Here is a 15,794-nt window from a genome sequence, read left to right as displayed (position 1 = left end):
CATGAGAAAACAAAAAGGATTCCGAATGCTGTGTGTGCTGCTTGTACTTGCTGTCTCGGTGAGCATGACAGGCTGCACACAGTATAAGGAGAGGATGATGTTCGGTACCGGAGGAACGGCAGGAACGTATTATTCGTACGGCGGTGTTCTGGCCCAATATATGAAGAATTACGCGAATGTCCGTGTAACAGCTGTTTCTACGGGAGGTTCCAAGGTGAATATCCAGAGCATCCAGGACGGAGATTTTCAGCTCGGATTCACGCAGTCGGACGTGATGTCATACGGCTGGGACGGTACCCGCGCTTTTGAGAAGGACGGCGGGACGCATTCCTTCCGTGTGCTCGGGGCGCTCTACGCGGAGACGGTTCAGCTGATTACCATGGATAAGGATATTCAAAGCGTATCGGATCTGAAGGGTAAAAGCGTATCCATCGGAGAAGCCGGATCTGGAGTATATTTCAACGCGATTGACGTTCTTGCCGGAGCGGGACTGGATATCGACGATATCAAACCGCAGTACCAGTCTTTTGAGGATTCCAAGGAATCTCTCAAAGACGGCAAGATCGATGCCGCCTTTATCGTCGCGGGTGCACCAACCTCGGCGATCACCGAGCTCGCAACGACCAACGGAGTGAACTTTGTAAATATAGACGGAGAGGTCCGGGATTCCATCATGGAGAAATGTCCGTATTATGAATCTTATTCCATTCCCGCCGGCACCTATCCGGGGCAGAAGAAGGATATAGATACGATTACCGTGCTCGCAACTGTGATTGTGTCGGCATCCGCGGACGCGGACACAGTCTATGATCTGACCAGGGCAATATTCTCAAACGCGAAGGAAATCGCGAAGGAGAATGCGAGAGGCGAGGAGCTGAATCTGAAGACGGCGACAAGTATCACGACAGTCCCGTATCATGAGGGCGCTGCAAGATATTATAAAGAACAGGGCTACACCGTGAATACGGAAGAATAAGCTGAGACATGAAATGAACGAATATTCTCGCAGAATGCCTGTCTGTTCGATTCAAATGAGGAGGAGATAAGATTGAACGATTCAAAAGAAAAGATAAAGCCGGGAGCTTCCAGTGCGGAAGTGACAAACGGGGACGGTCAGGGCGCCGTGAAGGACGATCTCGACGCGTTGATGCGGAAGTATGACCGGGAATCCAATACCAGGATATGGACCGGAAAACCGAAGATCATGATCACCGCAATTCTGGCGGCTTTTTCGATCTGGTGCATCTACGTAACTTTGTTCGCCACCTTTCTGGAGGAGATCCGCCTGACCTCCTTTCTGGGGCTGGTCATCCTGATGGGATTTCTGATCTATCCTTCGAAGAAGGGAGTCCAGAGGGAAAATTACATGCCGCTCGGTGATATCATCTTCATGATTGCGGGTGCCGCATCGTTCTTTTATTTTACGTTTTCCGCGAACACCATCATCAATCAGGGTACCCGGTTTCAGTGGTATCAGATCATCATCGGTATTATCGGTATTGCCGCACTCGTCGAGATTACAAGAAGGTGCGTGGGACTTCCGATTTTGATTGTCGCGGCGGCTTTCGTTATCTATGCACTGACCTACGGACTGACGAACCCCGACTTTTTCGGACGGCTGAAGTATCTGGTTCGGAATCTGTTTTATACGAAGGAGGGAATTTTTTCAACTCCGGTCAACGTATGCTCCAAATACATTGTCGTGTTCATTATCTTCGGAGCGTTTCTGGAGAGGACCGGAATCTCCAATTTCTTTATTGATCTGGCAAACTGCGTGGCCGGAAGGTTTGCTGGAGGGCCGGCAAAGGTTGCGGTCATTTCCTCGGCACTCTGCGGCATGGTCTCCGGATCGTCGGTCGGCAACACGGTGACCACCGGTTCCGTGACGATTCCGATGATGAAGAAGACCGGTTACCGTCCGGAATTTGCCGGAGCGGTAGAGGCCGCGGCCTCTACCGGAGGCCAGATTATGCCCCCGATCATGGGAGCAGCCGCGTTTCTGATGGCTGACTTTGTCGGAGTTCCATATTCGGATATCATCGGAAGAGCAGTTCTCCCGGCGATCCTGTATTTCATGGGCATTTTTATCTCGGTTCATCTGGAAGCCAAAAAACTGAATCTTCACGGCATTCCAAAGGAACAGCTTCCGCGCGCGGGCAAACTGATGAAGAAGATCTATCTGCTGCTTCCGCTGGTGATGCTCGTCATCTGGGTATCCGGAAACTTCATGACCATGCAGAAAGCGGCTTCTCTTGCCATTGTTCTTTCCATCGTGGTCAGCCTGTTCGACAGGAATAACCGGATCACTCCCCATAAAATTATTGATGCGCTGGAGGCAGGAGGGCGGAGCACCATCACGGTGGCGGCTGCCTGTGGAGTTGCGGGAATCATTTCGGGATCGATCACAATGACGGGACTGGCGAATGATCTGATTAACGCGATTGTCGGAGTGGCCGGGAATAAACTGATCATCGCGCTTCTTCTGACCATGGTCTGCTGCATCATCCTGGGTATGGGCGTACCTACGACGGCAAACTACTGTATCATGGCGGCGACGACCGCACCGATTCTGATCCGGATGGGAGTACCGATTCTCGCGGCGCATTTCTTTGTGTTCTATTTTGGAATCGTAGCAGATATTACACCTCCGGTTGCGCTTGCCGCCTACGCGGGATCCGCGATCGCAAAGAGCAATCCGATGAAGACGGCGTTTAATGCCTCGAAGCTGGCGATTGCGGTGTTTATTGTACCCTATATGTTCTGCTACAACCCGGCCATGCTGCTGATTGATACATCCGCGCTGACCGTCGTAAGGATCGCGATCACTGCGGCCATCGGCATCTTCGGCATTGCCGCCTCATTCGAGGGATATTGCTTCTCCGGTATGCATCCGGTGATGCGGGTGATCATTGCGGCGGGTGGTCTGCTGCTGATTCACCCCGGCACGCTTACCGATGTGGCAGGTCTGTGCATTGTTGTAATTTGTCTGCTGATTCAGTACGGAAAGCGCAGAAAGAGTGCAGCGGTTTCGTGATGTCTGCACCATTTTTGAATGACGCGGCCGGCGGATCCGGACCGCGCAGAAAGGAAAATTATGACTGAGTTAAGGTATCCTGTGATTACGATCAGCCGTCAGTATGCCGCGTATGGACGCACCGTGGCGAAGGGATTGTCGGAGGAGCTGGGAATCCCGTATTATGATAAGGATGTGGTCCGGAAAACAGCCGAGCAGAGCGGCTTCTCCGAGGAAGATATCAAGCGCGAGGGAGAGGACCTCAGCAGGGCAGGCAAGTTCATGAATGATCTGCTGAACAATGCTGCCTCCTATCCGAGTTCGCACGACAGAATTTTTGAGGCGCAGAAGGAGGTGGTCCTGAAGCTTGCGGAGGAACCCTGTATCATCGTCGGCAGATGCGCGGATCACATCCTGACAGAGGCCGGTATCCCGGCTTTCCGGGTCTTTCTGTATGCGGATGAGGAGCACAGAATCCGCAGAGCCGCGGAACTTGAGGAAAACCGGGGCCTTGATGCGAAGAAGGCAGCATTCAGAAAGGAACAGCTTCGTGAGATCTACTACAAGACCTACACCGGGGTTGAGATGGGACAAATTTCCAATTATAATATCTGTATTGATACAGGAGCTGTCGGTGTCAGGCAGTGCATACAGATCCTCAGTGAGATCCTGAGAAAATAAAGCGTCTGTTGTCTGAAGTGCACTGGACATGGGAGCCGGAGATGAAGGCGTCTGTTATCTGAAGCGCACAGGACATGGGAGCCGGAGATGAAAGAATCTGTTATCTGAAGCGCACCGGACATTACAGTCGGAGAGGAAAGGAGGATAAGATATGAATTTTCAAATGAGTGATGATTTCTTTAATGAGTATGCGAATGAGTCGGACCGTGAACATGCGAAGCTGGTATGCGGAAGAGTCGCGGAGAGCGCGGCAGTCGTTCAGAAGCTGAACAAGTATAACCTCACGCTGCGCGATGTGGAGGTTCTGGAGCGAATGGCAAAGCATTTTGCAGCGCCGGACGCGGATTCCTTCATTATCTTTTGTGAGGGCTTTGCAAGAGGCAGAATGTACGAACAGGACAGAGAGAAAAAACAGACGGAGAATCAGGGCTGAATCTGCCGGACAAGAACTTTAGTAACGTCAACAGGTATGAGCATGGAGAGGTGCTTTGCACTTTTCCATGCTCATACCGGTTATCGGCACGGAAGCTTTGGAGCAGCAAAGTGACGCGGAAGCTTTGGCGCAGCAAGGTGACGCGGAAACGGTGGAGCGAACATCTCGGCAGATCGGCGAAGCCGGTCAACTGCAGGATTGCGGGGAGCGCGAAGTATGGAGCACGGAGCAATCCGCAGCTTATACTTTATGAAGAGTTACGCATGCGCAGGGCATGGCAGTTCTGGACTGTGATTAAAGGAAGAAAGAAAATGGATGATTTGATCAGTGAGAGCGCAAAGAGGCAGCTTCGGAAGGAGATCCCGGCATTAAAGGCGGAGATTCTGGCGCTTTACCGGAGTCTGGACCGGAAATTTGGTCTGCATGCGGCAGAAGTACCGATTGAATTCGGATTCGATGAAGAAAGACTTGGAGCTTATACACCGTCCGGGAATGGACAGGAGGAGAGCTTCTACTTTTCCCTTGTGTTTGTGGGATTTTTGAGCAGAGATTCCCTGCACAGGGAAGACAAACTGGATTTGTACAAACATGAGTATGCCCACTACATGCAGTTTCACATGGATATTCCGAAGGAATACCGGTTCCGGAGCGGTCTCCATGGAAGTGCCTGGAAATACTGCTGCTCTCTGGTCGGAGCGGCTCCAAGTGAGTACTACCGGTTCGGAAAGGGAAGAGAGAAGCACGACTATGAGAAGGCGTTGAATAATCCGTGGAAAAATCCGCACACCGCGCTCCTCGATCTTGCTCATCGGAAGAGGGAGGCCGAGGACAGCAGGAACCGGACGATTCGCTACAGGAAGGGTGATATTGTGGTTCATCCGAAGTTCGGCCCCGGAACGATTGAGGATCTCGAACAGATGACGGGTTCCGTGCGTCTGACCATTCGCTTTCCGGATGCGGTGCGTAAAATCGATCAGAAGTGGCTTCTTCGCTCGAACTATAAAAAAAGAAGCTGAAGCTTTCGAGAATGATTGGAGCAATGTTTAAAGAGCAGAGGGGTACAGCTTTTTCTGACTATTCTGTCAGGGCTTTCTGGTTTTTCCGGCTGCGGATCGGCTGCACGAAGACAAATACCTGTTAAGAGTTGACACAAAGGTGGAAAATGGAACATAATAAAAAGAATTACGCGTAAAACAGACGCGGCAGTATAATGAGGCCGTGCATTTTATCAGAGAAGAAGGTGCAGAAGATGAAATACGATTTTAATACCGTTGAGCCGAAGTGGCAGAAGGCATGGGAGGAAAATGACGCTTTCAGGGCGGTCGATTTTTCTGATAAGCCGAAGTGGTATGGGCTGGTGGAATTCCCTTACCCGTCAGGAGCAGGCATGCATGTCGGACACATTAAGGCATACTCCAGCATTGAGGTTATCTCCCGGAAGAAGAGAATGCAGGGCTATAATGTTCTCTTCCCGATCGGATTCGATTCGTTCGGCCTTCCGGCGGAGAATTACGCGATAAAGACGAACACGCATCCTCATGACATCACAGAGAAAAACATTGCCCATTTCTCGGATCAGCTCCGCAAGGTCGGATTTTCCTTTGACTGGAGCCGCGTGATCGCCACCTCACACAAGGACTACTATAAATGGACACAGTGGATCTTCGAGAAATTATTCGAGCACGGACTGGTATTCCGCTCTAAGACACTGGTCAACTACTGCCCGCACTGTAAGGTTGTTCTGTCCAATGAGGATTCTCAGGGAGGTAAATGCGACATCTGCCACAGCGATGTTGTGCAGCTGCCGAAGGACGTATGGTTCCTCCGGATCACTGATTACGCGGACAAGCTTCTGGAAGGTCTGAATCATGTGGACTATCCGGAAAGCATCAAGCAGCAGGAGATCGCCTGGATCGGAAAATCTACAGGAGCGTTTGTGAACTTCCGCCTTGCCGGAACCGATGAGAAGCTCGAGATTTATACTACGCGGTGCGATACCTTGTACGGCGTAACCTTCATGGTTGTTGCCCCGGAGCACCCGGTTCTCGACAAATATAAGGACAGAATCCGCAACTGGGACGCAGTCGAGCAGTATCGAAGAGAAAGCGCAAAGAAGACGGAATTCGAGCGCACCCAGCTGGTAAAGGACAAGACAGGTGTGAAGATCGACGGACTGACAGCAGTCAATCCGATTACCGGCAAGGAAATTCCGCTCTTCATCGCCGACTATGTCATGATGGGATACGGAACAGGAGCGATCATGGCTGTTCCGGCGCATGATCAGCGTGACTATGATTTCGCAAAGAAGTTCGGAATGGACATTGTGCAGGTCATCAAGGGAGGAGACATCTCAAAGGAAGCCTATACCGGAGACGGAGAGATGATCAATTCCGGATTCCTGAACGGCTTTACCAATAAGAAGGATTCCATCGAAGCGATGCTGAAGCATATTGAGGAAGAGGGAATCGGGCACAAGGGCGTTCAATACAAGATGAAGGACTGGGCGTTCAATCGTCAGCGGTACTGGGGCGAGCCGATCCCGCTGATTCACTGTCCGAAGTGCGGCACCGTTGCCGTTCCGGAGGATGAGCTTCCTCTGGAGCTTCCGCCGGTCAAGAATTTTGAACCGGGTACCGACGGGCAGTCCCCTCTGGCCAAGATCGACAGCTTTGTAAACTGCACCTGCCCGAAGTGTGGCGGACCGGCAAAGCGCGAGACCGATACGATGCCGCAGTGGGCAGGATCTTCCTGGTATTTCCTTCGTTTCTGTGATCCGCACAATGACAAGGCATTTGCTGACCGGAAGAAGCTGGAATACTGGATGCCTGTCGATCAGTATAACGGAGGTATGGAGCATGTGACGCGTCATCTGCTTTACTCCAGATTCTGGCACAGATTTCTGTATGATATCGGTGAGGTGAACACACCGGAGCCGTACGCAAAAAGAACCTATCAGGGAATGATTCTCGGCGCGGACGGAGAGAAGATGTCCAAATCCAAGGGAAATGTCATTGATCCTCTGGATATCGTAAAGCTTTACGGGGCGGATACGCTTCGCACCTATGTCATGTTTATGGGAGATTATCAGAGCGCCGCTCCGTGGAGTGACGAGGCGGTTCGCGGCTGCAAGAGATTTCTCGACCGTGTGGCGGGACTTACGGATATCATGACCGCGGAAAAGGAAGATCCGAAGCTTGAGAACAGCCTTCACAAGACGATCCGTAAAGTTACGGAAGATATTGACAACATGAAGTTCAACACCGCCATCGCGGCGATGATGTCGCTGATCAATGAATTCTATAAGGCGGGGAGCATCACAAAGGATGACCTGATCACCTTCATCAAGCTGCTTTCCCCGTTCGCGCCGCACATTACCGAAGAAATCTGGCAGTATATCGGAATGAACCCGGACGGCAAAACCTTTATCACCCTCTCCTCCTGGCCGGAATACAGCGAGGAGAAGGCGAAGGATTCTGTCATCGAGCTTGGCGTTCAGGTCAACGGAAAGGTGAGAGGAACCGTACAGCTTGCGGCGGATATCAGCAGGGAGGACGCTCTTGCGGCCGCCAAGGCGGAGCCGAATGTGGCTAAATTCCTGGAGGACGCCACAATTGTCAAGGAAGTATACGTTCCCGGCAGAATCATAAACTTTGTAATCCGCAAATAACCGGCAATGATAAGGAGCAGGTGTCTCACCCGCTTTTCAGAACAGGACAGATAACGTATGGCGAAGAAGAAAACGGACGGTTCGGAACTTGAACAGAAGAAAAAGCTTGCGCTGGAGGTGATCCGGCGTCTGAAAAAAGAATACCCGGACGCTCACTGCACGCTGGCATATGAGGATGCCTGGCAGCTTCTGGTCAGTGTCCGTCTGGCTGCGCAGTGTACAGATAAGCGGGTGGATATGATCACGCCGAAGCTCTTTGCAAAGTTTCCGTCGGTTGCAGCTCTGGCAGCTGCCGAACCGGCGGAGATCGAAGAAATTGTCAGACCCTGCGGCCTGGGGCCGAGCAAGGCCAGAGATATCTCCGGCTGCATGCGGATGCTGCACGAACAATATCATGATCGTGTCCCGGATACGATGGGGGAGCTTCTGAAGCTCCCCGGTGTAGGAAGAAAGAGTGCCAATCTGGTGATGGGAGACGTCTTCGGAAAGCCTGCCATCGTCACGGATACACACTGCATCCGCCTCTGCAATCTGATCGGTCTTGTGGACAATGTGAAGGAGCCGGCAAAGGTCGAGAGGGAACTGTGGAAAATCATTCCTCCGGAGGAAGGCAGCGATCTCTGTCACAGATTCGTCAATCACGGACGGGCAGTCTGCGTCGCAAGACATCCGAAGTGCGGGATTTGCTGCCTGAAGGATATCTGCCGGTACGGCAGCTCCCAGGCTGCAGGGTAACAGCTGTCTACTTTTGACCGTAATAAGCGTCGATTTGACTATAAGTCAGCCGCAGTAATTATTGACTATCGTAAATGAAAGTGATAAAAAAATAATAAAGTAATCACTTGCAATCAGAGCCATCTTGCTTGACTGTAAAATTGCCGGTGATTATTTTTATGCGCGTATATTGCGCGATACCCCGGAAACGGGGTGAAACAAAATGTATCAGCTGCGGAATGCCTCGCTGGGTTTACCCTGAATGCTTCAGCAGTAACACGTTAGAAAGAAGGTGGTGAGAATGAGTATGGCACAGAAGCTTGTGGAAGATCTTAAGGTCCAGGACGCATTTGTGATCCCTGTCTTCGGGGGTATACATATTGCCGAATCTGTTGTAGTCTCCTGGATCGTCATGGGTATTCTTTTAGCACTTGCACTCTGGCTGACTCATGGAATGAAAGTTCGGAACCCGGGGAAGAGACAGGTTGCGGTTGAAGCGTTTGTAACCTGGCTGGAGAAGACGATCAAGGGTATGCTCGGTCCCGACGCGGGAGAGTATGCGGAATATCTGATGACGGTCATCATGTTTATCGGTCTTTCCAACATTATAGGACTTCTTGGAATGAAGCCTCCGACGAAGGATCTGGATGTGACGGCTGCACTTGCCATAATGAGCATTGTGCTGATTGAGGCGGCAGGTATTAAGCGGAAGGGCGTTCTGGGATGGCTGAAGAGTTTCACACAGCCGGTCGGAATTGTTACACCGATTAATATCCTGGAGGTATTTATCCGTCCGCTTTCACTTTGCATGCGACTTTTTGGTAACGTACTCGGATCCTACGTCATCATGACATTGATCGAAAATCTGATTCCGGTAGGAGTTCCGCTTATCTTCAGCTTCTACTTTGATATCTTCGATGGAATGATTCAGGCATACGTATTTGTATTCCTTACCTCACTGTTTATCGCTGAGGCGGCAGAGATCACTCCGGAAGAACCGAAGAAGAAAAAGACCAGAAGGAGAAAAAAGAAAGCTGTTGCCGTTGCCGCGTAAGCTGTTCCGGCGAGAACGCAGATCGCGGTCAGATGTATCCACTGGTCACAATCATTTACATAGTCAATTATTTAAAGTCAACGTTCAATCCATTATTTTTACGGATGGAATCCGTGTATGAATTCCCGGGATGCTCCGGGGAGTATTGAGAAGAATTTCCGGTCTTATGCCGGAAGATTACAGGAGGAAAGAAAAAATGACAGCACTTGGAGCAGGAATTGCAGCACTCGCTTGTATCGGCGCAGGACTTGGAATCGGTATCGCAACCGGACATGCAACAGACGCTATCGCAAAGCAGCCGGAAGCTGACAACAAAATCATGAGAAACCTTCTTCTCGGATCCGCACTTGCAGAGGCAACCGCTATTTACGGTTTTGTACTGGGTCTGATGATTCTGTTTGTAGCATAAGCCATATCGGGAAATGCTTCGGTTATTCTGAAACGAGATAAAACACGCTGCGCGAGTTTTATCCCGCTATCGCGACGCTCGCCGCACACGAATACTTCGCATTCGGCTGCGGCTCACTGTTCGCGTAAATAAATTTCAGTGACAATGATTTCGTATCAGAGTACGGAACAACTTAGGAGAAGACATGTTACGTTTTGATTTAAATGTTTTATGGACGGTCATCGATCTTCTGATTCTGTATTTCCTTCTTAAAAAGTTCCTTTTTGGAAGAGTACACAAGATCCTCGATCAGAGAGCAAAAGACATTGAGAAGTCCTACACGGACGCAGAAAAGGCACAGAATGATGCCAATGCTCTCAAGACACAGTATGAGGATACAATCAAGAGCATTGATGATGAGAAAAAGAAAGCTGCTGATGAGGCAAGAGCAAAGGCAAACGTGGAATACGACCGTATTGTCGATTCGGCCAAAGCAGACGCTGACAAGATCATTAATGATGCCAGAGCCAAAGCAGCTGCAGAGACGACAGACCAGAAGCACAAAGCTGAGGAAGACATTGTTGAAATGGTTAAGGATGCCGCTGCCAGAATCGCAGAGGCTGAGGATGACGATAAGATGTATGATGCCTTCCTGAAGAAGGTCTCAGCGAATAAAGATAAGAAAGACTGACACTATGAGTGAGAACAAAACAATAAAGTTGGACGAGAACGGAAAGCTTCATGCGGTTCTTCGCTGTGTAACCGAGCCGAGCGAAGAGCAGAGACAGAAATTCGTTCAGTTTCTGAAAAACAAGTATGAGCTTGAAGACACGGATCAGGTAAATCTTGAGATCGTTCAGGATCCGGATGTACACGGTGGTTTCATTCTCGACATCGGAAGCGATGAGTACGACTGGAGTACCCGTGGAAGAGAGAGACAGTTCGAAAATCAGATCAATGATGCCAGAGCCAGAGCTGCGAGAGAAAAAAGCCAGGAAGGCATCATGGAGATCATGCGTGCAGCCGTGGAACAGTTCCATCTTGAGGCGGAACAGTCTGAAGTCGGTCATGTTCTGACAGCCGGCGACGGAATTGTAACCATCACAGGTCTGGATCATGTGCAGTATGGAGAGATTCTGGTCTTTGAAAACGGCGTAAAAGGAATGGTTCAGAATATCGGTGAGGACGGGATCGGCGCGATTCTGTTTGACGCCGAAGGAAGCATCGGAGAGGGAACCCGTGTAACCGGTACCGGCAAGCGCGCAGGTATTGCATGCGGCGACGGATATCTCGGCCGTGTCATTGACGCGCTGGGCAATCCTATTGACGGAGGAGCACCGATAAAGGGCGACGAATACCGCGCAATTGAACAGCCGGCACCTGGAATCATTGACCGTCAGCCGGTTACGGTCCCGCTGGAAACCGGTATCCTGGCAATTGATTCCATGTTCCCCATTGGCCGCGGACAGCGAGAGCTGATCATCGGTGACCGTCAGACCGGTAAGACATCCATCGCAATGGATGCCGTGCTGAACCAGAAGGGGAAGGACTGCTACTGTGTCTATGTCGCAATCGGACAGAAGGCATCAACAGTAGCCAGCATTGTAAACACACTGAAGAAAAATGACGCGATGTCTTATACGATTGTTGTGGCATCCACCGCGGCAGATCCGGCACCGCTTCAGTACATTGCGCCTTATGCCGCGACATCGATTGCTGAATACTTCATGCACAGAGGCAAGGATGTTCTGATCATTTATGATGATCTGAGCAAGCATGCCGTTGCATATCGTACGCTGTCACTGCTTCTTGGAAGATCTCCGGGACGTGAGGCATATCCGGGTGACGTATTCTATCTGCATTCCAGACTTCTCGAGAGATCCTCAAGGCTTTCAGAGAATCTGGGTGGAGGTTCCATCACCGCGCTGCCGATCATTGAGACACAGGACGGCGATGTATCCGCTTACATTCCTACCAATGTAATTTCCATCACAGACGGACAGATTTTCCTGGAGTCCGATCTGTTCTTCGAGGGACAGAGACCGGCCGTTAACGTCGGACTTTCCGTATCCCGTGTAGGAGGAGCAGCTCAGACCAAGGCAATGAAGAAGGCTGCGGGTTCCCTGCGTATCGATCTGGCACAGTTCCGTGAGATGCAGGTGTTCACCCAGTTCAGTTCAGATCTGGATGAAGCAACGCAGAATCAGCTGAAACAGGGAAATGTTCTGATGGAGCTGCTGAAGCAGCCTCTTGGTCATCCGCTTTCAACAGCAGATCAGGTTATTACTCTCTGCGTTGCCGAGCATAAGAAGATGATCAATGTTCCGGTTAAGAATGTGAAAGCTTACCAGAAGGAGATGCTTGCGTTCTTCGCCGATAAGTATTCGGATATCGTCGAGGAGATCAACAAAAAGGGACAGCTTCCGGATGAACTTACCGAGAGAATCCTGGCAGCAGCGGATGAGTTTGGCGCGGAATACGCAGAAGCGCATAAGACAAAGAACGCATAAGCTCAGCCGGAAATTGAAGAAGGAAAAATATGTCAGCAACACGTGAAATCAAGGAAAGAATTGATAGCGTCAATAATACACTGAAGATTACGAACGCTATGTATATGATTTCTTCTACGAAAATGAATAACGCGCGGAAAGCGCTGGCAAATACCGAACCGTATTTTTATGCGCTGCAGGACATGTTCGGACGGGTGCTGCGTCACCTTCCGGACGGCTACAGCCATCCGTATCTGGATGAGCGTGAGGTTACTTCGAAAAGCGATCTCCGCAGGGCGATTATCTGTGTGACCGCAGATAAGGGACTTGCAGGTGCATATAACCATAATGTACTGAAGCTGACAGAGGAGAAGCTGAGACCCGCGAATAATGACATGCTATATGTCGTCGGAGAGGTCGGCCGTCAGTATTTTGCAAATCACAATGTAAATGTAGACGGCGCCTTTCATTATACCGCCCAGAAACCGACACTTTCCAGGGCAAGGTCGATCGCATATCAGATGCTTGATCTGTTCGAGCGCAAAGAAGTTGATGAGGTATATATCATTTACACCAGAATGAAGAACTCCATGGAAACCGAGACGGAGATCCGGCAGCTTCTGCCGCTGATCCGTCTGAATGAGGAGTTTTTCAAACAGAATATGACAAAACTGAGCGGTGTGTATCAGGAGACCTTCGACATGGAACCGGGGCCGGATCTTCTTCTGAATAACATCATCCCCGACTTCATCAACGGTTATATATACAGTGCACTTGTGGAATCATACTGTGCGGAGCACAGTTCCCGTATGCAGGCGATGGACGCTGCCAATAAAAACGGCAGTGAACTGGTCCAGGAGCTGAGCATTCAGTACAACCGGGAGCGTCAGGCTCAGATCACGCAGGAGATTACGGAGGTTTGCGCAGGCGCGAAGGCACGTGCGCTGCAGCAGAAGAAACATAAGAAGAAAGACATGCCGAAGTTTGAAAACCAGCAGGGAGAGGATCTTGATACTTTCCAGGCCGGCGCACTTCATTGAGCTTGTAACGCCCTGCCTTAAGAGGTAGAGGCGTTGACACAATAGAAAGGACATGACACATGCAAATCGGAAAAATTGTCCAGGTCATGGGTCCTGTTGTCGATGTCGCATTTGAGGATCTTCCTCTTCCAAAAATCAAGACAGCGCTGCAGGTTGACAACCATGGCGAGAAGGCAATCATGGAGGTACAGCAGCATATCGGTGATGATATGGTCCGCTGTATCATGCTTTCTGCCAGTGAAGGCTTACAGAAAGATATGCCTGTGATCTCACTCGGAACCGGAATCGAAGTTCCGGTCGGCGAGAAGAATCTGGGACGTCTGTTCAATGTGCTTGGCGATACCATCGACGGCGGCGAACAGCTCAGAGATTCTGAACAGTGGGAGATTCACAGAAAGCCACCGAAATTTACAGATCAGAAACCAGTACAGGAGATCCTGGAGACCGGAATCAAGGTTATTGACCTGATCGCGCCCTACGCAAAGGGTGGTAAGGTCGGACTGTTCGGAGGCGCCGGAGTAGGTAAGACCGTCCTGATTCAGGAACTGATCCGCAACATCGCGACGGAGCACGGCGGTTATTCGATCTTTACCGGTGTCGGAGAAAGATCCCGTGAGGGAAATGACCTCTGGAGCGAGATGACAGAGTCCGGAGTTATCAAGAATACCGCCCTGGTATTCGGACAGATGAACGAGCCCCCGGGGGCACGTATGCGTGTTGCGGAGACGGGGCTTACCATGGCCGAGTATTTCCGTGATGTTCAGAAAAAAGATGTTCTTCTGTTCATCGATAACATCTTCCGTTTCGTACAGGCCGGTTCCGAGGTATCTTCTCTGCTTGGACGTATGCCGTCTGCTGTAGGATATCAGCCGACCCTGGCAAATGAAATGGGTGAGCTTCAGGAGAGAATCGCTTCCACGACAAACGGATCCATCACATCGGTGCAGGCAGTATATGTACCGGCCGATGACCTGACTGACCCCGCGCCGGCTACGACATTCGCTCATCTGGATGCTACGACCGTTCTCTCACGAAAGATCGTAGAGCAGGGTATTTATCCTGCCGTTGATCCGCTGGAGTCTTCCTCACGAATTCTGGAGGAGGATATTGTCGGGAAGGAGCATTACGAGACTGCACAGTCTGTGCTCCAGTATCTGCAGAAATATAAGGAACTTCAGGATATCATCGCCATCCTTGGTATGGAAGAACTTTCTGACGAGGACAAGACCGTCGTATATCGTGCCCGTAAGATCAGAAACTTCCTGTCACAGCCGTTCCACGTAGCGGAGCAGTTCACCGGAATTCCCGGAAAGTATGTTCCTCTCGAGGACACCATCAAGGGCTTCCAGGCAATCCTGAATGGAGATATGGATGATTATCCGGAGAATGCGTTCTTCAACTGCGGCGGCATCGAAGATGTCGCGGAGCATGCAAAGAAGGAAGCGTAAGAGAATCCGGCACATGCATCAGCAGGCAGAGGGAGGCGGAAGTTCCGCACCCGCTCCGCTGATGCGTCAGGAATAAGATTGAGGTGTAACATGGCAGAAGCCAAATATTATCTCAGAGTCATCGCATCGGATAAGTCCTTTTACAAAGGTTACGTTACAAGTCTGAAGGTTCCTACCATTGACGGAAGGGAAGGCTTCCTTGCGCACCATTCGCAGATCATGCTTGCGATCGTGCCCGGGGAGATCGATTTTACGACGGCGGACGGCAATAAGGTAACGGCTGTCTGCGGCAACGGCTCCATGATTTTCGCAAATAACCGTGCAACGATCCTGGTTGACACTTGTGAGTCCCCGGATGAGGTCGACAAGCGGCGTGCCGAGGAGGCGCTGGAACGGGCGAAGGAGCGTCTGCGTCAGAAGCAGAGTCTGCGTGAATACAAGATGACGCAGGCTTCCATGGCGCGTGCTCTTTCACGTCTGAAATTTAAAGACAAGTATATCAACTGATCATGGAACCGCGACGGGTAACCGGTGCGGCACCGGGAAATGAAACAGATAGATTATATCGGAGACCTCCTGCAGAAGCGGCAGCGCTTGACAGGGGGTCTTTTTTTATGCGAACAGTGAGCCGCAGCCGAATGCGAAGTATTCGTGTGCGGCGAGCGTCGCGATAGCGAGATAAAACTCGCGCAGCGTGTTTTATCTCGTTAGTCCCTTCATGGGAAAGCTGGATCAGAGATAAGGGGATATCTGGTTTTTACGGAAATAATTCACGATTTTAACGGAAAATTAAGAAAAATGGTTCGACAGGTGTACACCTGCCCTGTCTTTATATTATAATAAAACAATATGTGAACGGGGAAGGAG

General features: G+C 50.6%; 14 protein-coding genes. All 14 read left to right on the top strand.

Annotated features, from left to right (window positions below; translation table 11 throughout):
* Position 1: 1 nt before the first annotated feature.
* The gene (locus ACTQZS_RS03870) at positions 2–976 is read left to right on the top strand and encodes a TAXI family TRAP transporter solute-binding subunit (protein WP_441099510.1); all 975 of its coding nucleotides are present in this window, start codon (positions 2–4) and stop codon (positions 974–976) included.
* Positions 977–1,048: 72 nt separating this feature from the next.
* Positions 1,049–3,034, top strand: a complete 1,986-nt coding sequence (locus ACTQZS_RS03865) for a TRAP transporter permease (RefSeq protein WP_441474671.1) — start codon at positions 1,049–1,051, stop codon at positions 3,032–3,034.
* A gap of 60 nt (positions 3,035–3,094) precedes the next feature.
* The gene (locus ACTQZS_RS03860) at positions 3,095–3,694 is read left to right on the top strand and encodes an AAA family ATPase (protein ID WP_441474670.1); all 600 of its coding nucleotides are present in this window, start codon (positions 3,095–3,097) and stop codon (positions 3,692–3,694) included.
* Positions 3,695–3,845: 151 nt separating this feature from the next.
* Positions 3,846–4,127 (top strand): hypothetical protein, encoded by a 282-nt coding sequence (locus tag ACTQZS_RS03855; protein WP_441474669.1) that lies wholly within the window; start codon positions 3,846–3,848, stop codon positions 4,125–4,127.
* Positions 4,128–4,438: 311 nt separating this feature from the next.
* The gene (locus tag ACTQZS_RS03850) at positions 4,439–5,143 is read left to right on the top strand and encodes a hypothetical protein (protein ID WP_441474668.1); all 705 of its coding nucleotides are present in this window, start codon (positions 4,439–4,441) and stop codon (positions 5,141–5,143) included.
* A 233-nt stretch (positions 5,144–5,376) separates the two neighbouring features.
* Positions 5,377–7,794, top strand: coding sequence for a leucine--tRNA ligase (gene leuS, locus ACTQZS_RS03845; protein ID WP_441474667.1), 2,418 nt, complete (start codon positions 5,377–5,379; stop codon positions 7,792–7,794).
* A 57-nt stretch (positions 7,795–7,851) separates the two neighbouring features.
* Positions 7,852–8,529 carry an endonuclease III domain-containing protein gene (locus ACTQZS_RS03840; RefSeq protein WP_441474666.1) on the top strand — a complete coding sequence of 226 codons (678 nt, stop codon included), beginning with the start codon at positions 7,852–7,854 and terminating at the stop codon, positions 8,527–8,529.
* Positions 8,530–8,815: 286 nt separating this feature from the next.
* A complete protein-coding gene (locus ACTQZS_RS03835; protein ID WP_441474746.1) occupies positions 8,816–9,562 on the top strand; it encodes a F0F1 ATP synthase subunit A in 747 nt (248 codons plus the stop codon).
* A 196-nt stretch (positions 9,563–9,758) separates the two neighbouring features.
* The gene (gene atpE / locus ACTQZS_RS03830; RefSeq protein ID WP_441099518.1) at positions 9,759–9,971 is read left to right on the top strand and encodes an ATP synthase F0 subunit C; all 213 of its coding nucleotides are present in this window, start codon (positions 9,759–9,761) and stop codon (positions 9,969–9,971) included.
* 184 nt (positions 9,972–10,155) lie between these two features.
* The gene (locus tag ACTQZS_RS03825) at positions 10,156–10,641 is read left to right on the top strand and encodes an ATP synthase F0 subunit B (RefSeq protein WP_441099519.1); all 486 of its coding nucleotides are present in this window, start codon (positions 10,156–10,158) and stop codon (positions 10,639–10,641) included.
* A 4-nt stretch (positions 10,642–10,645) separates the two neighbouring features.
* A complete protein-coding gene (gene atpA, locus ACTQZS_RS03820) occupies positions 10,646–12,460 on the top strand; it encodes a F0F1 ATP synthase subunit alpha (RefSeq protein WP_441474665.1) in 1,815 nt (604 codons plus the stop codon).
* Between the two features lie 29 nt (positions 12,461–12,489).
* Positions 12,490–13,479 (top strand): ATP synthase F1 subunit gamma, encoded by a 990-nt coding sequence (gene atpG / locus ACTQZS_RS03815; protein ID WP_441099521.1) that lies wholly within the window; start codon positions 12,490–12,492, stop codon positions 13,477–13,479.
* A 59-nt stretch (positions 13,480–13,538) separates the two neighbouring features.
* Positions 13,539–14,927, top strand: coding sequence for a F0F1 ATP synthase subunit beta (atpD, locus tag ACTQZS_RS03810; protein ID WP_441474664.1), 1,389 nt, complete (start codon positions 13,539–13,541; stop codon positions 14,925–14,927).
* A gap of 90 nt (positions 14,928–15,017) precedes the next feature.
* Positions 15,018–15,434 (top strand): ATP synthase F1 subunit epsilon, encoded by a 417-nt coding sequence (gene atpC / locus ACTQZS_RS03805; RefSeq protein ID WP_441474663.1) that lies wholly within the window; start codon positions 15,018–15,020, stop codon positions 15,432–15,434.
* Positions 15,435–15,794 lie beyond the last annotated feature (360 nt).

It is taken from the genome of Bilifractor sp. LCP19S3_H10, assembly GCF_052119185.1.
GTDB lineage: Bacteria > Bacillota > Clostridia > Lachnospirales > Lachnospiraceae > Bilifractor.
The sequence above is the reverse complement of the archived record's forward strand: the minus strand, read 5'-3'. Positions and strand labels throughout refer to the sequence as shown.